The sequence below is a fragment of the Sulfitobacter pontiacus genome (assembly GCF_040790665.1).
Classification (GTDB): domain Bacteria; phylum Pseudomonadota; class Alphaproteobacteria; order Rhodobacterales; family Rhodobacteraceae; genus Sulfitobacter; species Sulfitobacter pontiacus.
Genome location: NZ_CP160849.1, coordinates 1,827,256 through 1,849,184, shown reverse-complemented (window position 1 = coordinate 1,849,184; position 21,929 = coordinate 1,827,256). Strand labels below are relative to the sequence as shown.

The following is a 21,929-nucleotide window of genomic DNA, read 5'->3' as shown; positions in this document are numbered from 1 at the left end:
TGAGGAGACATTCACATGACCAAGACAATTCTTATCACCGGCGCGACGGACGGGATCGGCCTTTTGACAGCCAAGACGCTGACTGCCGAGGGCCACAACGTCCTGTTGCACGGGCGCAGCGCGGACAAGTTGGAAGCCGCGGCACGCGAGGTCGGGGGCGATCCGGAAACCTACCGCGCTGACCTTTCGTTGCTGGAGGATGTTAACGCCTTGGTGGCAGATGTCCGTGCCAAACATGACACCCTGGATGTGTTGATCAACAATGCCGGGGTTCTGAAGGTTCCGAACACACAGACGGACAGCGGCTTGGACGTGCGTTTCATGGTCAACACAATCGCGCCCTGGGCTTTGACCGTTGGTCTGCTGCCGATCATCCCAAAAGACGGTCGCGTGGTGAGCCTTTCCTCAGCAGCACAAGCGCCCGTCAACATCAAGGCCATGCGCGGTGAGCAACAGCTTGGCCACAATGAAGCCTACGCGCAAAGCAAGCTGGCGTTGACAATCTGGTCGCAGGAATTGGCGCGCGAACACCCCGAAGGGCCGGTGTTTGTCTCGGTCAACCCGGGGTCTCTTCTTGCCACAAAAATGGTTAAGGAATCCTATGGAATGGCGGGCAATGACCTGCGGATCGGGGCTGACATCCTGCGCCGTGCGGCAGTGTCCGAGGAATTCGCCAATGCCTCGGGGCAGTATTACGACAACGACGCAGGACGCATCGCACGGCCCCATCCCGCCGCCGCCGACCGCGCACATGTCGCGCAACTGATGGCGGCTATTCGCGAGTTGGCTGGCACCTGAGGCGTCCCAAAACGTTTGCCGATCAAGGGGATTGCGCATTAAGCTAAGAGTCGGGAGGAGACGTGATGAGAGGTTTCATTACCTCAAATCAAACGGATGCGATTGCCGCATCCTGGGACCGGTGTGCGCGGCAGTATAACCTGCGGCACGATACCGGGCGGCCTATCATGCGCCTCCAATCCTCCGAAGTTGCCCCCCGACTTGAACAGATTGTCGAGAGCACCGGCGGCAGGCAGGGCTTCTTTCAACATCTCGCTTCGGTCGCGGGCGAAATCGGTCATTGTCTGGTTGTCACCGACGCCGATGGCGTCTCTGTTCGGATCGAGCATAGCGGGGCGACGAGTGGCTCTGACGGATGGAACGGCATCGCTCTTGGGTCATGTTGGGACGAACGCGTGGCCGGTACAAACGGCGTATCCATGGCCTTGCGGACGGGCCACGCAATCACTGTGCGCGGTGCGGATCATTACTTTTCGACGCTCAGACAGTTCGCCTGTACCGGCGTTCCGGTTCTGGATGCCAACGGGGGGATGATTGGTGCAATCAATCTTGTCTCTGTCGATCGGGGCAATCGCGCCGATTATCTGTTTGGGCAGCAGCTGTTGGCAAAGACTGCGCATCGCATTCAGCGCAACCTGTTTGAAAAGGAATTCAACGACGCGATGCTTGTGACGGTCTCGCGTGTGGGGCGTGATCACGTCCTATCCGAAGATGCACTGGTCGCCGTGAACGAGGCAGGGATGATTATCGGTGCCACTTCGACCGTTTCCGCCTGCATTGACGGTGCAAACGCTGCATCGCTGAGAGGTCAGGCGTTCGAGGCGATCTTTCACGTCGACAGCAATCGGCTGGTGAATGTGCTCGAGAGGGTACTTTCGATTCCAGCCAATCATGGTGCCGCCGTGAACCTGACGGTTGCTGTGCCAAAGACCGCCGCACCCCAACGGATGCCCAAGCCGCTGCCGCCCGGCCCTGCGCGCAAACGGCGCTTGCCACCATCGCTACAGCAGTTGGCGACCGGAAGTCATAGCATGGCTGCCGCCTGTCGCCGTGCGCGAACCATGTTGGAAGACACAGCCATGCTGCATCTGGAAGGCGAAACCGGAACCGGGAAATCCGCGCTTGTGGCCGCATTGCTGCAAACCGATGCCCCTGACGCACCGGTTTTCGATCTGGATTGTGCGACGCTTGGCGAGAGTGACGCCGACACAGACCATTTGCGCAGGGTCATTGAGCAAGCCCGCGTCGTTTCAAGAATGTCCTATGGCAAGGGCGTCCGCGCGACCTTGGTGTTTGACAATGTGGACGAGTTGCCGCGCACTTCGCAGGCAGAGCTGCGACGTTTCCTGAATGAACAGGAAGAACACCGCCACCAAACGGATGCCTATGGGCATGACAGCCGCCTGCGTGTGGTTTCCACCAGCCGCAAACCTTTGATAGACGCCGTCAACGCGGGGCATTTCAGAGACGACCTATTTTATCTTCTAACAGGCTCAAAGGTCTTCCTGCCCCCGCTTCGAAGACGTGAACATCCAGAGGTTTTGGCACAGGCCCTGTGCGCGCAGCTGACCGGTTGTAACGTCACCTTCAGCGCCGAGGCCAAAGATGCGCTTTGTCGCCTACCGTTCCATGGCAATGTCCGCGAAATGCGCGGCGCGCTTCAGAACGCATTGGCAACGGCACAGGACAACCGGATCAACCTGCTTGATTTGCAACAAGCCTGTGTTGGCGCTCCTCTGGCCGCTGCGATACCGGAACCGGTTTGCGCCATTGTAGCCGCCAATCCGGTAACCGCCTATGACGAACGCAGCATGATCCTTGATGCGCTCAGCAACAGTCGGTGGAATGTCAGCGAAGCTGCTCGCGTACTTGGCATGGGGCGCGCAACGATTAACCGGAAACTGAAGTTATACGAGATCCGGCGGCCGACCTGAAACAGGCCGGCCCACCGTCGCGTAAATAAGGACTGCCTGTCAAAGGCGACCGGAGCGCTTTGCTCCGTCATTTCGCCGAACCTCACGTGCGAGGTGTGATAGAGTACAGATCACAATCACATTGTGGGTTTATTTGGCTTATCTTGGCGTCCTCACAGGCCGTCGGCAGTTGCGGAATTCGCAAGGACATCGCTGGGTATCTTAAGGTTCTCAGGCAAGCTCGTCCTTGCCGTCGATGATGAAATGAACGCTGGTCGATCCCTTGTGGCGGGCCTCGAGATAGGGCGCGTAGTCCGGATCATTCACGAAGTCGCGGGCGGCTTGCGTGTTCGGCCATTCAAGGATCACGCGCAGGGCTGCGGGCTGGTCTTCCCCCTCGACCTGTTCGTGGCTGGTTGTGCGCGCAATATACTTGCCGCCATGTTTGGCGATGATCTTGCCGACCGGCTCGATATATCCGGGGATCCAGCTGTCGCCGGTGGGTGTCACGGCCAGAACTGAATAGGCTGTCATGGATTGGTTCCTCCTCTTTGGTATCGATTACCCTTGTTGTTAACGCGGGTTTGGGTTCAGGCCGCTCGGCGACCTAAATGCTGTGTTGCGCGCAGAATGTCGCGCTGTGCTATTTCATTAAGTGATGCAGCCAATGTGTTCATCGGATCACGCTGCGACGGGATGGCCCTGTCCAACGTCGTGTGAACACCTGCGTCAATTGGGCCAAGGGAAAGGTCACGCTGAAACGCATCGACGGCTGCTGCCCCGGCGGCCAGATCGCCCTCCACCAAAATCAGCGCATGCGCCAGAATGCGGCGCTGCCCGTTGCCGACAGGGCGTATGCGCTGTGCCGTGCCAACGACTTTGCGGCCCTTCAGGGACAGGTTCCATGCGCCGTCACAAAAGCTGTTCGGGGTCGCACCCGTTGCCCAACCGGCGGGGATTGCATTCTGAATGATCCGTGTGATCAGGCGGTATCCATCCTCGATGGTGAACGTCCGATCAGCGGTAAACGCCAGCGCGAGGTTTAAGACCCCCGGCCCTTGGGGGACCGCGCCGCCGCCCGTGGGGCGCAGATGTAACGGCCAGCCGCGCGTGGCTGAATTACGCTTCGCCGTTTCAAATCCGGGCTTGAGCCTCAGGCTTGCCGGACAGACAAGCGCGCGGCGGCGTGGGCTCCAGAGACAGGTTACAGCGCCTTGCGCCGCGAAGGCCGCTGCCTCAAGGGCAAGCCCCTCGGCCACGCCCTCCACATATGTGAGAGGTGCGTTCACACCGCCATCCTTTCGATCTCTTCGCAGATCGAGGTCAGCAGATCACCCGCCGGTGCGCCATCAAGCGCGCGATGATCAAAGGTCAGCGACAGGCCCACATGGGGGCGCAATTCGATCCCGCCATCCTCGCCCCGCACCGCGCGATCCGTAAAACGCCCGATACCAAGGATGCAGATTTGCCCTGCGTTGATGATCGGCGTGAAATGTTCCACCCGCGTGAGGCCGAGGTTGGAGACGGTGAATGTGCCGCCGGTCATTTCTGTCACGGTCAGCTTGTTGATCTTGGCCCGTGCGGCCAGATCCTGCCGCGCCGCACGCAATTCGGTTACATCCATCGCATCGGCACCGAACATGGCAGGGGCGACCAACAGATTGCCGGGCAAGGCGATAGCCACCGACAGGTCAACCGCATCAGACAAATGCACCTCGCGCCCCTCGACACGTCCGTTTGCGTCGGGGTTCTTTTTCAGGGCACGCACCACGGCCAGCATCAAGAGATCCTCGACAGATATCTTGGTACCTGCCGCGTCCAGGCGTGTTTTTTCGGCCATCAGCGCCGTCGCATCGGCGCTGCCGTGGTGGGTCAGCTGCGCGGCTGTCGCGAGGCTTTTGGTCATGGCATCCGCGATCATGCCGCGCACGCCCTTGAGAGGGACGACCTTGGTCATTCGACCGACCCGATGACGGCGCCCTTGGGCACAACGGCATCGGCCTCTTCCTTGATCCGCAGTGTGCCAGAAGCCGGTGCGTTAATCTCGTATTGCACTTTGGCGGTCATTATCTCGGCCACGAGTGCGCCCTCTTCGACGGTCGCGCCATCATCAGCAAGCCAGCCGGTGATCACTGTTTCTTCGTCCTCTTCCCAGAGGTCGGATGGGATGACGATATCTGTTGCCATTTGAAGTGTCCTTTCCTGTTCGGGGTCGCGCTGCATGCGACCCCGTTGATTAGTGATTTGTTGGTTTTTGTTCGGCTCAGGCCGCTTGCATCTCGTCCCAGGCAGCGACGATCTTGTCAGGGTTGGGCAGGCAGAACTGCTCCATCACCCGCGCGAATGGGATCGGCACATCGGGGAAGGCAACGCGTTTCGGCGCGGCCTTGAGAACCGAGATATCATGCTCGGTCACGGAGGCGATGATTTCGCCCGAGAGGCCGTAGCTCATATAGTCCTCGTCCACGACAATCAGCCTGCCGGTCTTGGCGACACTGGCGCGGATGGTGTCACGGTCCAGTGGGACAAGGCTGACAAGATCGACGACCTCGGCACTGACGCCTTGTTCTTCGAGTTTCTTGGCGGCCTTCAGCGCGTTGTGAACGCCCATGCCGCAACTGACGATGGATACGTCCTTGCCTTCGCGCACAACCTTGGCCTTGCCGATTTCCAGTGTGTAGGGCTCTTCCGGCACATGCACAGTCGCCCCCGCCTCGGTGCCAAGCCAACCCATGCCCTGCAGCCCCTTGTGGTACATGTAAACCACCGGACTGTCGTCGCGCATGGCGGCCGTCATCAACCCTTTGGCGTCATAGGCATTGGATGGGGCCACAACCTTCATTCCGGGCAGGTGAGCAAAGGTGCCGTACAGACACTGCGAATGCTGGCCGCCGTCGGAATAGCCACCACCGGTTGAAGTCATGAGGACCATTGGCACTTTCACGTTGCCGCCGGAGAAATAGATGTTCTTGGCCATCAGATTGTAGATCGCATCAAAGCAGACGCCAAAGAAGTCGACGAACATCAGTTCGACCACCGGACGCATGCCATCCTGCGCCGCACCAACAGCGGCACCGATAAAGGCAGTTTCGGAAATCGGTGTGTCACGGATGCGTTCTGCCCCGAACTCCTCGATTAACCCACGGGTGTTGCCATAGACGCCACCCAGAGGGCCGATGTCCTCGCCCATCACAAAGACGGAGGGATCGATGCGCATTTCCTGTGCGGTGGCTTCGGCCATAGCGCGGGCGATGGTCAGCTTTCTCTCGTTCGATTTGGTCATGTCTCTCCCTCCCGTTTATGCTGCGAACACGCGCGTCAGCGCATCTTCGGGGGCTGCATCATCGCTTTCGCGGGCGAACTTGATCGCGGCATCAACGCGCGCAGCAGATTCTTCCTCGATCGTGTTCAAGTCCGCCTCGCTGGCAGCCCCTTCGGCGAGCAATCTTTCCCTCATTTTGGGGATCGGATCCTTTTCAAACAGCGCGTCCTTTTCCCCTTCGGGGCGATAGGCCTCGGCGTCACCCATAAAGTGGCCCGCTAAACGGTAGGTTTCACATTCCAGCAGCGATGGGCCTTCACCCGCTCGTGCTCGGGCAATCGCCTCGCCTGCTGCTTCAAAGATGGCATAGGGGTCGTTGCCCTCGATCCGTTTTCCGGGGATGCCATAAGCCGCCGCGCGGTCTGCATGGCTGCCGATGCTGCTGGCGGTTTCTTTGGCGACAGAAATGCCCCAGCCGTTATCCTCGACCACGCAGATAAAGGGCAGGTTCCAAACGGCGGCAAGGTTCATCGCCTCGTGCCAACCGCCCTGGTTCACCGCGCCTTCACCGACGAAGGCCACGGCGACGCCCGGCTTGCCTTGCATCTTGCGGCTGAGCGCCGCCCCCACGGCGGGGCCCATGCCCTGCGCGATAATGCCAGAACAGGCAAAGTTAACATTATCATCAAACAGATGCATATGCCCGCCGCGACCACCGGATAAGCCGGTTTTCTTACCGAAGATCTCAGCGGCCATTTTGTCCAGATCAACGCCCTTGGCGATAGCCTGATGGTGTGGACGGTGGGTGGCTGTGACCACATCCTCGGGAGTCAGGTGCGCACAAACCCCCACCGCCACTGGCTCCTGCCCGTCGGACAGGTGCATTTCACCCGGGATCGGCCCATTGGCCATGTTGAACGCCGGTGATTTTCCCTCGAAATAGATCTTCGCAATGGCTTCTTCGAACCTCCGGCTCGTGACCATATTGCGATACATCCAATGCTGTTCTTCGCGTGTTGGTGACATGAATTCCTCCTCCCATGTGCACGGCCTCTCCCTGCCGCATGAACGCTATGGTGAAGATTGATCCTGTTAGGCCGCAGAACAACGGTGCTGACGCCCACGCGGGGCTTGCTCGCGCAAACTGTCTCACCGTGAGAGAGTTTGAGACACATTGAGCCAGAGTGTGGCGCACCTTGAGCAGGAATTGCTCTGCGCGTCGAAGAAAGACGGACATCGACTCAGCAATAAAGCGGCACGCAATTTATATTCAAAATCCGAATTCTGTAGCTAACTTCGCCCCCGTTTATCCAAAATTTGGATCATCTCATCATAGGGGCACGACAAAGAGCTTCGGCTCACAACTCAAGCCCTGCGCAAAACAGGGCACCACAACGGAGAGATGCTATGAAGTACGAGAATTTCACAACGTTTAGCGTCGATGTCAAAGATGCCATCGCTACCGTGACGTTCGATTATGGAACGGTCAACGTTCAGGGACAAGAGATGCTCGCCGACCTGAACAGCCTTGCCATGCGGCTTGAGCGGGACCGCGATACAAAGGTTGTAATCTTCCAGTCGGCGCACCCCGAAATCTGGGTGGCGCATTACGATACGGAGCTTCTTAAAGATATGGCGATCGAAGCCGTTTCGCGCGAAAACGTGGTATTGCTTGACCTACAAATGGTATGCGAACGGATTAGCAGGGTGCCGCAAGCGACCATTGCGAAGCTGGAAGGGTTTGCTCGTGGCGGAGGCCATGAACTGGCACTGGCGCTCGACATGCGGTTCGCCGCGCGTGGCAAGTACAAATTCATGCAAATGGAAGTCGGCATGGGCATTCTGCCCTGTGGAGGCGGCGCGTCGCGCATGGCCCGTCAAACCGGTTTAGGCAAAGCGTTGGAAATTATCCTTAGCGCAAATGATTACGACGCAGATGATGCGGAACGGTTCGGCACAATCAACAAGGCGCTCGAGCCCGATGAGATCGGCCCCTACGTTGACGCGCTGGCGCGGCGCATTTCCAAATTTCCCGCGGCTTCGATTAACGCCTGCAAGCAGATGGTTTACGAGTCTATCGACAAACCCATTGAAGAAGCCCTGAAGGCAGAGGCCTATTGGCTTTATCAAGCGACCAGCAAAACCCCGGCCATAAAGCGTTTCACAGTGGCTGACGAACAAGGGCTTGAGCACGACATCGAGAACCAGCGCAATTGGGGCGATCTGGTCATGAAGGTTCAAGACATCAACTAAACTCCCCTTTTTAAGGTCACTACTCAAGAACCGCGCCAGTATTCACGGTGCGGTTCTTTCTGTTTGGTCGCCGTCCATGCGCAGATGACAGCATTACCTTAAAAATCCGAAAACTGAACTCCGAATTGCACCGATTACCCAAATATTCAGACGTGTTAGTTCTGTGTCAACAAACACATCGAAAGGAAAATCCGATGAAAACCATGGCCCTCTCCGAATACGGACCCAACTCCGTCTTTGCATTGACCGAGCTGCCCAAACCAACCGCAGACACCGGTCATGTGATTGTTCGCGTTCAAGCAACCAGTATCAACACAATCGACATGATGATCCGCAATATGGGCACGGACCTTGGTTTTGCCCCCGCTACACCTGCTGTTTTGGGCATGGATTTTGCTGGCACGATTGAAGAAGTCGGCGAGGGTGTGACCGGTTTCGCCGTGGGCGACGAAGTATATGGCTGCGCCGGTGGTCTGGCCAACCTTCAGGGCGCTCTGGCGGAATACATGCCGGCTGATGCACGGCTGATCGCGAAAAAGCCGAAATCCCTCTCCATGCGTGAAGCGGCCGCGATCCCGCTGGTCGGGATCACCGCTTACGAGGGGCTCAAGCGCGCTGGCGTTGGCAAAGGCCAGAAGGTGCTTGTCCATGGCGGTTCCGGCGGTGTCGGGCACATCGGCGTGCAATTGGCGCGTGAGTTCGGCGCAGATGTCTATGCCACCGACAGCGGCGATGAACGCCTATCTGTTGTGCGCGCCCTTGGTGCCGAAGCGATCGATTTCAAAGCGGAAACCGTCGAGGACTACGTCGCCAAGCATACTGACGGCAAAGGTTTCGACGCGGTGCTGGATACAGTCGGCGCTGGCAACTTGACGAACTCATTCAACGCGGTCGCCCTGAACGGCCATGTGGCCACGACGCTCGCGCTGGCAGAGCTTGACCTGACACCGGCCCACCTGAAGGGTGCCTCACTGCATGTCGTATTCATGCTGATCCCGATGTTGCATGACAAAGACCGCGCAGACCACGGTGCAATCCTGGCCGAACTGGCAAAGCTGGTTGATAGCGGCGCATTGAAACCGGTCGTGGATGAGCCCCAGTTTACCCTTGAAGAGGTCGGTGCAGCCTATGATCGGCTTGCCAGCGGCAAGGCAATCGGCAAGGTGGTCGTGGACGTATAAAGCACCACAAGGCGCGTTCGGCATGGCGCGGCGGGCTTCGGCTCGCCGCGCCATTCGTTTTTCCGAAATAGGATTTTGAAGAAAAACTGCGTCCCAACCCGAACTGACGATTATATCCATTAACCGAATTTTGATTACAAAATACGCCCGTTTATCAAGCTGAGAGAGATCAATAAGTGCTGCTTATCAAACCTGCTCCAACATAAGAAGGATGCTTCTAAATGACCCTTTCATCTCTTCAACAAGCCCGTGCCATTGCGCGCCCAAGCCGGGAACAAATGCTCAACCGCGAGTTCTCTGTCCAACAATTCTGGAACCAGAACCGCGATCTGTTTGAACGCGCTTGGTCAGAATGGCAGACGGAGAACGAGGCTAAGCTGCCTCAGCTCGACAGCTCTATTCTCGATCCGAAACTGCGCGCGGCTGTGGAACAAGCTTGGGTAGATCCGACAGCCGAAGGTGCGGTCAAGGACCTGTGGGAAGAAGTCTTCCCCGGCGTCTATCGCGCGCAATTCTTTGACGTCGAACGTCTTGCGGCCCTGCGTGAATACCTTGACGGCGTTGCAGATGCGGACATCCCATTGCGCCCCCCTTACGGGATCGTGCTGAACCGCGGTGGTGCTATGCTTGACCCGCGCTCCGAAGGGTATCTGGCCGCGCCCGGGTTTCAGGGCTTCTACCGCGAGATGATGGACGCCTACATGCGGCCCGTGTCTCGTCTGCTATTTCCTGACGTTGTAGGCTACGACACACAAACATTCGGGTTCTCTATCCGGTGGCAGGCCAGCAAAGATACGTCCCTGCGCCCCCATTCGGATGCCTCAGCGGTGACATTGAACATCAACCTGAACCTGCCCGATGAAGGGTACTCCGGTTCGGCCGTCAGCTTCATCGATCCGGTTTCACGCCGCGTTGAAAAACTTACGTTTGAACCCGGCACCGCCCTGATCCACCACGGCAGCGTCCCCCACGCGTCCGAGCCGATCACTGAAGGCGAACGCTATAACTTTGTTCTGTGGCTGTATGGTCAACACGGACAAATTCCGCATGGCAGCACCCCGACGCCGCAAATCTCGGCCAAGGACAGGTGGTCCGTACCAACGGAAGATTTTGACAATTTCGCGCCGTTCTAAGGCCGGGTTGTGCCTTAACATAGCGATATATCCGGGCGGTTCAGGCCGCCCGAATATGCGACGGAAATAACGTGCGGCATGCCTGTAACATAAGGTTCATTGAGCGCCTGTGCATCATGCGTTTATTCTCATCAACGGGGGTGCGACGCGCCGAGAGCAACCAACAAATAGCGAAAAGGGACGCCAAGCATGGAAAGCTTTGCCAACGATCTTAGTCAGATGCAGCGGACGCCCTTGCATGCGGACCATGTCGAAGCGCTGCGACAGGTTGGAACGATACGGACCTATGCCGCAGGCGACACGATCATTCGACCCGGTGATCCGCTGGAGGAATTGCTTTATATTGAAAGCGGCGAGCTAGAGGTTGTGCATCCGATTACGCAGGAGCGGACAATCGCGGCCACGATGGGGCCATCCCAATTTACCGGTGAAATCGGGACGCTGTCCGGTGCGGTGTCGATGATCCAAATGAGGGCGTGTGAAACCTCGACAGTGATCGCGGTCCAAAACGCAGACCTGATTAAATTGATGTCCCGCATCCCCGAGATGAGCGATATAATTTTGACTGTTTTTGCCGCCAGACGCCGCGGAAACATCGAGCATGGACAAACCGAGCTCAAGTTGATCGGCTCGGATGTTGACAAGGATATTCAGAAGATCGCCGTCTTTGCACAGCGCAACCGGATCGCGGCGCAACTGATTGATCTTGATAGTGCCGAGGCCGACGCGGAACGCACAAGCTGTGATCTACAAGGTTGTGGCCCTGCGGTGATCTTTGGCGGTGAGGTGATTTACGATCCGACGCCGGAAAAGCTCGCTCGGACATTGGGGCTTGAGCTGGTGATCCCGAACGGCGAAGTGGTCGATGTCCTGATTGTCGGGGGCGGGCCTGCGGGCGTAGCCGCAGGGGTGTATGCCGGTGCCGAGGGGCTATCTGCCGTCGTCGCAGAAGATATCGCCATCGGTGGACAGGCAGGCACGTCCAGCCGGATCGAAAACTACATGGGATTTCCAACGGGAATTTCAGGTGGAGACCTTGTCTGGCGCGGCGAAGTCCAAGCGATGAAATTCGGCACCCGATTTGCCATGCCATTGCGGATCGAGGCATTAGCCTATCGCGACGACCGCTTTTACGCGACCTGTTCAAACAGACGCGAACTCTGTGCACGGTCGATTGTGGTGGCTACGGGTGTTCAGTATCGCAAGCTGCCGATCCCGCGACTGGAAGAATTCGAAGGCGTTGGCGTTTATTATGCCGCCACAGAAATGGAAGCTCGGTTTTGCCGAAACTCGGATGCCATCGTTGTAGGCGGCGGCAATTCCGCGGGCCAAGCGGCCATGTTCCTCAGCCGCACAGCTGCGCATGTGCATCTTCTGGTGCGCTCCGGCAGCCTTGCCGCCTCTATGTCGGACTATCTGTCGTCGCGTCTTGAGGCCGATCCACGGATCACGATCCATTACCAAGCAGAAATTTCCGATCTGCATGGCGATGAAAAGCTATCCGCAGTAACAGTGAAAAACAAAGCCGACAGCACGCACCATCGCTATGACAGCCGCACAGTTTTCATCATGGCGGGGGCGGCACCCAATACAGAGTGGCTGGCCGGGCACGCCGCGTTAGACGATAAGGGCTTCGTTCTGACAGGCACCGAAAACGGTGGCCGGTCGCCGTTTGAAACATCGACCCACGGCATTTTTGCAGTTGGCGACGTGCGGTCCGGCTCGGTCAAGCGAGTGGCGTCATCGGTGGGCGAAGGCTCGGTCGTCATGAGCGAGGTCTGGAACCATTTGAATAGCTGAACCCCAGTTGAAAACTTGACGGAGATCCTCATGCAGGTGGATTTTGAAGACGGAGAAACAGGGGGACGCTATGTCCTCCGAACCAAGGATGGCGAGGCCGTGTCGACCTTCTCCAAGGCTGGAGATAAGATCGTCATCATCGACCACACCGAAGTCGACGACGCCTTGCGGGGTCGCGGGTACGGGCAGATGCTTATCGAACAAATTGTCGCTGACATGCGAGAGCAAAGCAAAAAGATCGTGCCGCTGTGCCCCTTCGCCGCCTCACAGTTTCGAAAACACCCCGAATGGGCTGACGTGCTGAATTAGGCTTATAAAGCATAGCGAAACACGAACATTTTCACAAATGTAAGCGTCTCATTTTGTGAAAACATGAGACGCTTGTTGACGAACGCCTTGAGGTCAATCTCACGCCCAGTCCAATCCAATCCGGCCGCCATATATGCCCTGCTGTGTATATCGGGCACCATAATCCAAAACGGCGCCGTTCGGTCGGGGTCGCAAGTTACCGGTCATTGTAAAAACCGCTTCACTGCCCCAAAGCCGGCACCTGCGCCATCTTTTGTTTGATAAACGATCTGAATTGCCGGACCCGAAGCGGCTCGATCCCGCCGGGCGGGCGCATGAAGTGAATGTTCCACTCCGGCGCTACGCTATATCTGTCTAGGACAGTTACCAGTTCACCACTTTCAAGATGCTCGGCAACTTCCCATGTACATTTGCGCGCGATGCCAAAGCCGGAAATGGCAGCTTCGGTAACACCCTCTGCAAGATTGGTCACAAAACGGCCCGCGACTTTGACGGCATCTTCCTCCCCATGAGGCCCTTTGAACCTCCAATTCTGCAATGCATCGCGAATTACGCAGTCAAAATGAACCAGGTCCTGTGGCGTTTGTGGCGTGCCCATCGCTTTTAGGTAGTCTGGCGCAGCAACCAGAATACGTGGACATGAACTAAGCTTTTGCGCCTTGAGGCTCGAACTTTCCAGAGCACCCAACCGGATAGCACAATCGAACCCGTTATCCACGATGTCGAAAACCGTATCACTAAGGTGGAGTTGCACGGTCAAACCCGGATGCATCGACAAGAATTCCGTCACAAATGGCGCAATGTACTTCCGCCCGAATGAGGCAGGGCCAGCCAATCTTAGAGTGCCGCGCAGGACTTGATTTTCGCCACTTACGTCAAGCATGGCGTCCTGCACCGTCTCGAAAATCCGCTCTGCATGTTTCAGCAAGCGCTCCCCTTCAAGCGTCACGCTGACGCTTCGAGTTGTCCGGTGCAAAAGCTGCGCGCCCACTTCGGATTCGAGTGCCTGAATGCGTTGCGTCGCGCTCGTCGGCGACAAACCAAACTCTGCACCGGCCTTACCGATAGCTCCCAACCGCGCTGCCCGAACGAACAATTCCAGCAATTTCAGATCGCTAATCATTATTTGCCACAGCCAAATAGTATATTATTTTTTGAAGCCATTATCATTCTTTGGTTTCATAGTATCTCACTCCCGGCAACGAGCCAAGACGCTTTAACCACGAAAGTATATGACATGATGAAACACTCCGTTCTGCCCATAGCCGCAATAGCCCTGTCGCTAAGTTCGCAGCAATCCGTTGCACAAGAAGCCACCGAGATCGTGAAATTTTCGGATGTTACTTATCAGCCGCTCAACCCAGCACGCGGAGACGCAGCACCTCAGGCCGGCGTGCTCTGGGGGGATATCGCCAAAGACGTGCCCACCGGTGCCATTATCAAATTCGGAGAGAACTTTTCTTCGCCGCCCCATATTCACAACATTACCTATCGGGGCATCGTTATCGAAGGTGCTGTCCACAATGATGATCCCGATGCCGCAAACATGTGGATGGGGCCGGGCTCTTTTTGGTCACAGCCGGCGGGTGAGCCTCACATCACATCTGCGGCGGCAGAGGGCGGCGCAACGATCTTTTTGGAGATCCTCGAAGGGCCATATCTGGTCCGGCCGACCGAAGAGGCTTTTGACAACCATGAACTTCCAGTGAATTTGGATTCAAGCAACGTTGTCTGGCTAAGCACGGATGATGTGACATGGATCGATCAGCCTGCCGCCAAGGACAACACCGCCGCCCCACAGCTCGCCTACCTTTGGGGAGAGAGCAGCGCAGCCAATGCAACATTCCTGAAAATTCCGGCAGGAACTTCCGGCACGCTCGAAAGCAATGCTGGATTGCTGCGCGCTGTCACAATCTCCGGCAAAACGGACCTAACCGTCCCGGAAGGCTCCACAGAAAGCGATCTAGTTCCCGGCAGCTATTTCGGCTCTGAAACAGGCGGATCATATGATCTGTCTTGCCAGATCGAAGATGATTGCATGCTGTATGTGCGGGCAGAAGGCAAATACACTTTCACCGGGAAGTAATCGCAGTGCCGCGGTCGTTTGAAAGATGGCTCTAGTCCCACGTTCAAGCGATCGCGGTCCACTGGCAAAGAAAATAGCAAGCTCCTGTATCGTGCATCCGCCTGCTTTTCTGAAATCGAACAAACCGGCACGAGACTGTGCAGAATTTTGTGCGTGACGCGTTTTCTTACGCCATCGGGAAGCGGTCTTCGAACATGATGGCAAGCTGAGATCTGACAGCGTGCCATTCGCGGACCGAACGCTTCCACTCGGTCGATGTAGCATTGAGCGCCAGATAGATCAATTTCGCCGCAGCGTCGTCGCTTGGGAAATGACCTCGGGTTCTGACGGCACGGCGAATTTTCGAGTTCAAGGCCTCAATGGAATTCGTGGTGTAGATCAGCCTGCGGACCTCGGGCGGGTAATCGAGGAACGGGATGACCTCGTTCCAGGCCCGGCGCCAGCTCGGCGCGATCGCCGGATACTGCCTTGCCAGATCGCTGTCCTCGAACTCAGCCAGAGCCAGTTCTGCCGCCTCGACGTCCACGGCCGTGTAGATCGCCTTTAGGGCGGCGGCGACGGCCTTGCGGTCCCTGTAGCTGGCGAAGTTCATGGAATGGCGCAGCAGATGGACGATGCAGGTCTGGACCCGAGTCTGGGGGAATGCGGCCTCGATGGCCTGGGGAAAGCCCTTCAGCCCGTCCACGACGGCGATGAGGATGTCCTGGACGCCCCTGTTGCGCAGGTCGCTGAGCACTTTGGCCCAGAACTTCGCGCCCTCATTGGCCTGAAACCACAGGCCCAGAACGTCCCGCGTGCCATCCGGCAGCACCGCGAGGGCCACGAAGACCGCCTTGTTCGAGACCGCCCCGTCGCTGCGGATATTGACCCGGATCGCGTCCATGAAGACGATCGGATAGCAGGGATCCAGCGGGCGGTTCTGCCAGGCGGTGACCTCCTCCATGACCGCGTCGGTGATCGCGGAAATCAGGCTGGGCGAGGCCTCGACGCCGTAGATTTCCTCGATATGCCCCTGGATCTCTCGGGTCGTCATTCCCCGGGCATACATGCTGACAATCTTGCGGTCGAATTCAGGAAAGCGCCGCTGATACTTCGCGATCAGCATCGGATCGAAGGTGCCGTTCCGGTCGCGGGGAATGTCCAGAACCACCTTGCCGCTGTCCATGGTCACGGTCTTCTGGCTGCTGCCATTGCGCCGATTGGGCGGCTGGTTCTGGCCCTCAGACGCATCATCTGCGCGCTCTTCATCGAGATGGACATCCATCTCTGTGCTCAGCGCGCGTTCCGCCAGCGCCTTGGTCAGCTCCGCCAGGATGCCGTTCTTGCCAAACAGGTCACCGGGTGAACGCCCTTCCATCAGACGGTCTAGCAAGTCTTTGTCGATGCTCATACGTGGGTCTCCTCTGTGAGCAGTTACCACGTCAGCGCACAAAATTCAGGATAGTCCCACCGGCACGTGGATCTGTCGACTTTGGGCAGGCCAGCTTTTTAGAAAGACAATGAAGTCTTAGCCGCTCGTGATACGCCCGCTTTCACCATTGCCTTCCCCAAGCTTCGCACCTGCAGCGAAGGTCCGCAATCCGCCCAAAACGGCAATTCGTGCTTTGTCGCACGATCGGAACTCTGTCGCCTTGCCGCTCCCTATGCGCCGCTTGCAGACCAAGAAACCGAATTGCATAAAGCTAAATACCTGCAAGCAAGCGAATTTGATTTAGAACGGTAAGTCTGCACCAAACAAAGACGCAGTCGACAGGATCGATGCATTTACCTATGTAACTGGGTACACGAATTTGAGTAGTAAGCGGCGCGCTGTTTGTGTCAGGGCTTTGCGACCGGCGACACCAACGGGACTTTCAACCGCACGACCAACCCCCGCTCCTGCGGCAACAGCTCGACGTCACCACCGTGACGGCGCAGGACATCCTGAACGATGGCAAGCCCAAGCCCGCTGCCCTCCCCTTCGCTTAATTGACCGAACCGTTGAAACGCGGCCTGCGTGCTGTCTTTGGGGATGCCGATGCCGTCATCTTGTACGGTCAGCACCGCATACCCCGCCTCGGCCACGGTGCTCACGCGGATCGCTGAGAGGCCTGGGCCCCCATGGGACAATGCGTTTTCAAGTAGATTTGTGATCGCCTCACCCATCAGCACGCTGTCGCCATTCACCGGCAAAGGGGCAGGATATGGCTCGAAGCCAAAGCCTATGTCCCGCGACAGGACCGTCGGGGCAAAGTCGCGGCAGACTTCGGCAGCGACAGCGTTAAGTTCCAGTCTATCGAATGTTGGTGCCTCGTCGTAGCGCAACCGTTCGAGAGACAACAACTGATTGGCGAGCCGCGCCGATTTACGTGCGGCGGCAATCAATTCACGTTCGCGCAGGCGACGCTCTTGCGGGTCGCTGACATCTGGCAAAACCTCGGCCAATGACAACAGTGCGGAGGCGGGGTTGCGCAGCTGATGCGCGGCGTTGGAGATAAAGACCTGATGGTCCTCAATGCTCTGGCGCACCTGCCCGAAAAGCCGGTTCAAAGTGGCGACAATACCAAAGACCTCGGCCGGGACCGGGCGACGGATATCGCGCAGGTCATCGGGGGATCGGTGTTGGATCGCATCTTGCAAATCGTTCAAGGGGCGCAGGCCGATCTTCACCCCGAACCAGACCACCAAAGCAAGGGCTGCCATCAGGCTGGCGATCAACGCCGCCGCGCGGCGCGCCAGAGCGGCGGCAAAGGCATTGCGATCACTGTCCCTTTGCCAGACGGTGACGATCGTATCGCCCGTGAGGTTGCCGATGGTCGTACTCTCTCGCATCCGCAAAACCCGCACGGGCTCGCCCCGATATTCCGCCTTCGTGTAGTCCAGCCGATCCTCGCCTGCCCGGCCGCCGGAAACGGGCGGATAGGCATAGCCGGTAATGTAGATGCCACCAGGACCCGTGACGTGGTAAAAAAGCTCCCCGCCCCCCGCGTCCGAGACGAAATCCCGCGTGCTGGGAGAAAGCGCATCGCCGCCTGAGATTGCCACATCGCGAGAGATTGCCAAGGCCGCGGCCAGCAGGCTCCGGTCGAACAGGGTTTCAGAGGTGCGCTGCGCCACTTCAAAGCGCCAAAACCCCAGAACGATCGAAAGCAGCAGCAGCGGCGGCAGGATCAGCATGAACAGCCGAGAGCGCAGCGACATCGAGGTCATGCGCTGTCGACCTCCAACATATAGCCCAGCCCACGGGCGGCTTTGATGCGGATGCCGAAGGGCTCTAACCGTTTGCGAAGACGGGACACATGCGGCTCGATGGCGCTGTCTTCCTGCGCGGCACCGGTGCCGTAGACATGGGTGATCAACTGGGATTTCGACACGATGCGTCCGCGCCGTTCCAGTAGACATTCCAGCGTCGCCAGTTCTTTGCGGGGGAAGGCCAGCGGCTGCTCCCCCTCCAGCAACTGCCGGTTCGTGCGGTCAAAGACCAATGGGCCAATCGCGTCGCGGGCGGCGAACTCAAGGTTCTTGCGCCGCGCCATGGCCCGCAATCGCGCCTCCAACTCATCCATCTCGAAGGGTTTGGTCAGGTAATCGTCGGCTCCGGCATCCAGCCCTGCTACTCGCTCTGATGTTTCAGCCCGTGCAGTCAGCAGGATCACCGGTGTCCCGTCGCCACGACGCCGTAAGCGGCTCAGAACTTCCAGCCCGTCACAACCGGGCAAGTTGCAGTCCAGCACGATCAGGTCAGCCCCCTCGTGTCGCAAGAAAATGTCAGCATCTTCCCCGTCATGCAGCAGGTCCACCGCATGGCCCCGATCGCGCAAGCGATGGGCAATTCCCTGTGCCAGAGCCTCATTGTCTTCGATAACTGCAATGCGCATGATTAAAACTTAATCCTGATGCGCAAGTTTCGCGCAAGGTTGGAAAGGCAGTGTGCCCGTGTTGGAGGAGGGATTCGTTCCCTGAAACAAATACGAATTACGGCAGGCGTGAAAGTCTGACCGATACAGAATGTCTACGGGAGGACACCAATGACTATCAAGTATTTCGCCGCAACCGCTGTATCTGCTGCTTGCCTTGCCGCCCCGGCGCTGGCCGAGGTCGACTTTGCAGGGAAAACCATCGAGTGGGTCATCCCCTTCTCGGAAACGGGCGGCTCGGCCAAATGGGCCAACTTCTTTGCGCCGCTCCTTTCCGAAGAACTGCCCGGCAACCCCACCGTCGTGGTCAAATTCATGCCGGGCGCTGGTTCAACCAAAGGCGCCAACTGGTTCCAAGAGCAAGAGCATGACGAGGGCACGGTTCTTTTCGGCACCTCCGGCTCGACCCAATTCCCGTATCTGCTGGACGATCCGCGTGTGCGGTATGAGTACAGCGACTGGAAGCCTGTCATGGCATCGGGCACCGGCGGGGTCGCCTATCTGAACCCTACGGACGGTGAAAAATTTGATGGCACCGCCAATAACCTCAAAGACATCAACTTCATCTACGGTTCGCAGGGGGCCACGCGCCTTGACCTCGTGCCGTTGCTGGCATGGGAGATGCTGGGCATGAATGTTGAGCCGGTCTTTGGCATCAAGGGCCGTGGCGATGGCCGTCTTATGTTTGAGCGCGGCGAGGCCACGATCGATTATCAGACCTCGTCAAGCTACCTCGGTGCCTCTGCCGATCTGGTCGAAAAGGGTCAAGCCGTGCCGATGATGACATGGGGCGCGCTGGACGACGATGGCAACATCGTTCGTGACCCCACCTTCCCCGACATCCTGACCTTCAAGGAAGTCTGCGAAGCCACCGAAGGCTGTGAGACCGAAGGTGAGGCTTGGGACGCGTGGAAAGCCTTCTTTATCGCAGGTTTTCCGGTGCAAAAGATCGCCTTCCTGCCCGCAGGGACGCCCGATGACGTGATCGAAACCTACACGGCAGCCTTCGACGCGGTGCGCAACCGCGAAGATTTCGCCCAAATCGCCGAGAAGCGCGTCGGGAAATACCCCGTCTTCGTAGGTGAAGGCGCGGCAAAGGCGACGCAGCGCGGCACGACCGTCTCCGCGGAGGCGAAGGCCTTCGTCACCAACTGGCTGCAAGAAGCCTATGGCGTTTCGCTGAAGTAAGCGAGACCCCCACGGCCCCGGGCGCGCCCCGGGGCCACCCCCTCCCTTTAATTTAACATTTCGAGGTCGGTGCGATGGATCTGTTCGCAACCGCTCTGCCTGCGCTTGGCCAGGCATGGGCTCTAATTTTGCAACCTGTAGTACTGGGATATCTGGTGTTGGGCGTCGTCATGGGCCTGGCTGTCGGCGTCTTTCCCGGCCTCGGTGGGATCGCGGGATTGTCTCTGCTTTTGCCCTTCATGTTCGGCATGGACCCGGTGCTGGGTCTGGCGCTGATGATCGGCATGGTCGCGGTCGTGCCGACCTCAGACACTTTCGCTTCCGTCCTCATGGGCATCCCCGGTTCTTCGGCCAGCCAAGCTACGGTGCTCGATGGCTTTCCCATGGCCAAGAAAGGCCAAGCCGCGCGGGCGCTTTCGGCGGCTTTCACCTCATCGCTCTTCGGCGGTCTGGTCGGCGCGGCTTTCCTGACGTTGTTCATCGTTGTTGCGCGTCCCATCGTGTTGTCTTTCGGCCTGCCCGAGATGCTGATGATCTCGATCCTCGGCCTGTCGATGGTGGCGGTGCTGGCGGGGCGCGTAGCGCTTAAAGGTCTGGCGGCAGCGGGGCTTGGCCTGCTCATTGGCACCATCGGCGAGGCTGATGCGGGCGGCTCCCTGCGGATGGCGACCTATGACATCCCCTATCTAACAGACGGCTTGAAACTGGTGATCGTCGGCCTTGGCATCTTTGCCGTGCCCGAGATCGTATCGCTCCTGCGCCAAGACCGGGCGATTTCCAAAGAAGCCAAACTCGGCGCGGGCTGGGGCGACGGCGTGCGCGACTGGGTGGCCAACAAATGGCTGTCGGTCCGCTGCTCACTGATCGGCGTGGTGGTCGGCGTCATCCCCGGCCTTGGTGGGTCAGTCGTTGACTGGATCGCCTACGGGCACGCGGTTCAAACGACGAAAGACAAATCGAATTTCGGCAAAGGCGAAGTGCGTGGCGTGATCGGGCCGGAAAGCTCGAACAACGCGAAAGAGGGCGGCGGCTTGGTCCCTACCCTGCTGTTCGGCATCCCCGGTTCTGGCTCCATGGCGATCTTCATCGGGGCCATCGCCCTGCTGGGGTCCGGCGAGATCGAAGTCGGCCCCTCGATGCTGCGCGACAACCTCGACATCACCTATTCGATTGTCTGGCTGCTGGCGCTGGCCAATGTCGTCGGCACGCTGCTGTGCATCGCGGCTTCGGGCGGAATCGCCAAGCTGACCACGATCCGCTTCACCTACCTCGCGCCTTTCCTGTTCATGCTGATCTCCTTCGCGGCGTTCCAGTCGGGGCAGAACTTCGAAGACATCCTCGCGCTTTTCGTGATCGGCCTGATCGGTATCTTCTTGCGCCGCTTTGACTGGTCGCGCCCGGCCTTCCTGATCGGTTTCGTCCTGTCGAACCCGGTCGAGAAATTCTCGAACCAAGCGTTTCAGATCGCGTCGTTCCGGTTCCGCAAATCCTTTGAGGATGGGATGGACTATATCTTCTCCCCTATCGTCATCGTGCTGCTGATCGTCACCGTGGTCTCTGTCGTGCTGGGCCTGCGTCAGGCCAAGTCGATCATGGCCGAGGGCGATGTTCAGTCCGGTTCCAAACGCGCGCCGTTGGTCTTTCTGCTGATCATCATGGGCTACGTGGTGGCCGCGCTGATCAATGCCTCGCTAATCCCCGACTACAACATGACAGACAAGATCGTGCCGCTGGTCGTGGGGGGCATCGCCTTGGCTGCGCTACTGATCTTGCTGGTGCAGATGATCCTGCGTCCCGAAAGCGATGCGATCTTTGCCGACAAGGAAGTCTCGGGCGAGGACGCGGATGCGCCCTATGGCCTCTGGAGCACGCTGGCGTGGTTCGTGGGGTTGATCGTCGCCACATACTTCGTCGGCTTCATCCTCGCGCTCTTGGGCTTTTTGATCAGCTTCCTGCGGGTTCGCGCACAGGCGCATTGGCCGAAAACCCTGATCCTGACGGCCTGCGGCATCGCGCTGATGTGCGTCATGGCCGGGGCACTCAACCGTGATTTCCCGCCGGGTCTGCTGCAAGGCGCAGTCGATCTGCCCTGGCCGCTGAACTGAGGAGC

At 58.4% G+C, this 21,929-nt stretch carries 20 protein-coding genes; 10 read left to right on the top strand and 10 right to left on the bottom strand.

Annotated features, from left to right (window positions below; genetic code table 11):
- Nucleotides 1-15 precede the first annotated feature (15 nt).
- Together AB1495_RS09080 and AB1495_RS09075 are read left to right on the top strand one after the other, a co-directional pair.
- Nucleotides 16-798 carry an SDR family NAD(P)-dependent oxidoreductase gene (locus tag AB1495_RS09080; RefSeq protein ID WP_074635222.1) on the top strand — a complete coding sequence of 261 codons (783 nt, stop codon included), beginning with the start codon at nt 16-18 and terminating at the stop codon, nt 796-798.
- Between the two features lie 167 nt (nt 799-965).
- Nucleotides 966-2,732 carry a sigma-54-dependent Fis family transcriptional regulator gene (locus AB1495_RS09075; protein WP_159431864.1) on the top strand — a complete coding sequence of 589 codons (1,767 nt, stop codon included), beginning with the start codon at nt 966-968 and terminating at the stop codon, nt 2,730-2,732.
- 210 nt (nt 2,733-2,942) lie between these two features.
- On the opposite strand, the gene AB1495_RS09070 is transcribed toward AB1495_RS09075, so the two are convergent.
- The 6 genes from AB1495_RS09070 to AB1495_RS09045 form a co-directional block, all read right to left on the bottom strand.
- Nucleotides 2,943-3,245 (bottom strand): DUF1330 domain-containing protein, encoded by a 303-nt coding sequence (locus AB1495_RS09070; protein WP_074635220.1) that lies wholly within the window; start codon nt 3,243-3,245, stop codon nt 2,943-2,945.
- 56 nt (nt 3,246-3,301) lie between these two features.
- Nucleotides 3,302-4,000: a hypothetical protein gene (locus AB1495_RS09065; protein ID WP_074635219.1), complete on the bottom strand. Its 699-nt coding sequence runs from the start codon at nt 3,998-4,000 to the stop codon at nt 3,302-3,304.
- Nucleotides 3,997-4,668, bottom strand: a complete 672-nt coding sequence (locus AB1495_RS09060; protein WP_074635218.1) for a 2-oxo acid dehydrogenase subunit E2 — start codon at nt 4,666-4,668, stop codon at nt 3,997-3,999. Before AB1495_RS09060 ends, AB1495_RS09065 begins: the two co-directional genes overlap by 4 nt.
- A complete protein-coding gene (locus AB1495_RS09055) occupies nt 4,665-4,898 on the bottom strand; it encodes a biotin/lipoyl-containing protein (RefSeq protein WP_074635217.1) in 234 nt (77 codons plus the stop codon). Before AB1495_RS09055 ends, AB1495_RS09060 begins: the two co-directional genes overlap by 4 nt.
- A 76-nt stretch (nt 4,899-4,974) precedes the next feature.
- Entirely contained in the window at nt 4,975-5,994 is a 1,020-nt protein-coding gene (locus AB1495_RS09050) for an alpha-ketoacid dehydrogenase subunit beta (protein WP_074635216.1), read from the bottom strand.
- Nucleotides 5,995-6,009: 15 nt separating this feature from the next.
- Entirely contained in the window at nt 6,010-6,999 is a 990-nt protein-coding gene (locus AB1495_RS09045; RefSeq protein WP_244268871.1) for a thiamine pyrophosphate-dependent dehydrogenase E1 component subunit alpha, read from the bottom strand.
- Between the two features lie 381 nt (nt 7,000-7,380).
- On the opposite strand from AB1495_RS09045, the gene AB1495_RS09040 reads away from it, so the two are divergent.
- The 5 genes from AB1495_RS09040 to AB1495_RS09020 all read left to right on the top strand — a co-directional run bounded on the left by AB1495_RS09040 (nt 7,381) and on the right by AB1495_RS09020 (nt 12,649).
- Nucleotides 7,381-8,226 (top strand): enoyl-CoA hydratase/isomerase family protein, encoded by an 846-nt coding sequence (locus AB1495_RS09040; protein ID WP_074635215.1) that lies wholly within the window; start codon nt 7,381-7,383, stop codon nt 8,224-8,226.
- A gap of 194 nt (nt 8,227-8,420) precedes the next feature.
- Nucleotides 8,421-9,407, top strand: coding sequence for a zinc-dependent alcohol dehydrogenase family protein (locus AB1495_RS09035; RefSeq protein WP_074635214.1), 987 nt, complete (start codon nt 8,421-8,423; stop codon nt 9,405-9,407).
- Between the two features lie 221 nt (nt 9,408-9,628).
- Nucleotides 9,629-10,540 carry a 2OG-Fe(II) oxygenase gene (locus AB1495_RS09030; RefSeq protein ID WP_074635213.1) on the top strand — a complete coding sequence of 304 codons (912 nt, stop codon included), beginning with the start codon at nt 9,629-9,631 and terminating at the stop codon, nt 10,538-10,540.
- A gap of 189 nt (nt 10,541-10,729) precedes the next feature.
- Entirely contained in the window at nt 10,730-12,340 is a 1,611-nt protein-coding gene (locus tag AB1495_RS09025; protein WP_074635212.1) for a cyclic nucleotide-binding domain-containing thioredoxin-disulfide reductase, read from the top strand.
- 30 nt (nt 12,341-12,370) lie between these two features.
- Complete coding sequence (locus tag AB1495_RS09020) at nt 12,371-12,649, top strand: GNAT family N-acetyltransferase (protein WP_139283793.1); 279 nt, start codon at nt 12,371-12,373, stop codon at nt 12,647-12,649.
- 220 nt (nt 12,650-12,869) lie between these two features.
- On the opposite strand, the gene AB1495_RS09015 is transcribed toward AB1495_RS09020, so the two are convergent.
- Nucleotides 12,870-13,772 (bottom strand): LysR family transcriptional regulator, encoded by a 903-nt coding sequence (locus AB1495_RS09015; RefSeq protein WP_074635210.1) that lies wholly within the window; start codon nt 13,770-13,772, stop codon nt 12,870-12,872.
- Between the two features lie 114 nt (nt 13,773-13,886).
- Here AB1495_RS09015 and AB1495_RS09010 point away from each other — a divergent pair, with 114 nt between their 5' ends.
- A complete protein-coding gene (locus tag AB1495_RS09010) occupies nt 13,887-14,735 on the top strand; it encodes a DUF4437 domain-containing protein (protein WP_244268869.1) in 849 nt (282 codons plus the stop codon).
- Between the two features lie 166 nt (nt 14,736-14,901).
- Here the strand turns inward: AB1495_RS09010 and AB1495_RS09005 are convergent, their stop codons facing one another.
- From AB1495_RS09005 to AB1495_RS08995, 3 genes are all read right to left on the bottom strand, one after another.
- Nucleotides 14,902-16,125 carry an IS256 family transposase gene (locus tag AB1495_RS09005; RefSeq protein WP_367581959.1) on the bottom strand — a complete coding sequence of 408 codons (1,224 nt, stop codon included), beginning with the start codon at nt 16,123-16,125 and terminating at the stop codon, nt 14,902-14,904.
- A gap of 428 nt (nt 16,126-16,553) precedes the next feature.
- Nucleotides 16,554-17,924 carry a sensor histidine kinase gene (locus AB1495_RS09000; protein WP_074635740.1) on the bottom strand — a complete coding sequence of 457 codons (1,371 nt, stop codon included), beginning with the start codon at nt 17,922-17,924 and terminating at the stop codon, nt 16,554-16,556.
- Nucleotides 17,921-18,592, bottom strand: a complete 672-nt coding sequence (locus AB1495_RS08995) for a response regulator transcription factor (RefSeq protein ID WP_005851808.1) — start codon at nt 18,590-18,592, stop codon at nt 17,921-17,923. The genes AB1495_RS09000 and AB1495_RS08995 overlap by 4 nt, the downstream gene beginning before the upstream one ends.
- Before the next feature lie 150 nt (nt 18,593-18,742).
- On the opposite strand from AB1495_RS08995, the gene AB1495_RS08990 reads away from it, so the two are divergent.
- Both AB1495_RS08990 and AB1495_RS08985 read left to right on the top strand, forming a co-directional pair.
- Complete coding sequence (locus tag AB1495_RS08990; RefSeq protein WP_074635741.1) at nt 18,743-19,819, top strand: tricarboxylate transporter; 1,077 nt, start codon at nt 18,743-18,745, stop codon at nt 19,817-19,819.
- 74 nt (nt 19,820-19,893) lie between these two features.
- The gene (locus AB1495_RS08985) at nt 19,894-21,924 is read left to right on the top strand and encodes a tripartite tricarboxylate transporter permease (RefSeq protein WP_074635743.1); all 2,031 of its coding nucleotides are present in this window, start codon (nt 19,894-19,896) and stop codon (nt 21,922-21,924) included.
- The last annotated feature ends 5 nt before the right edge of the window (nt 21,925-21,929 follow it).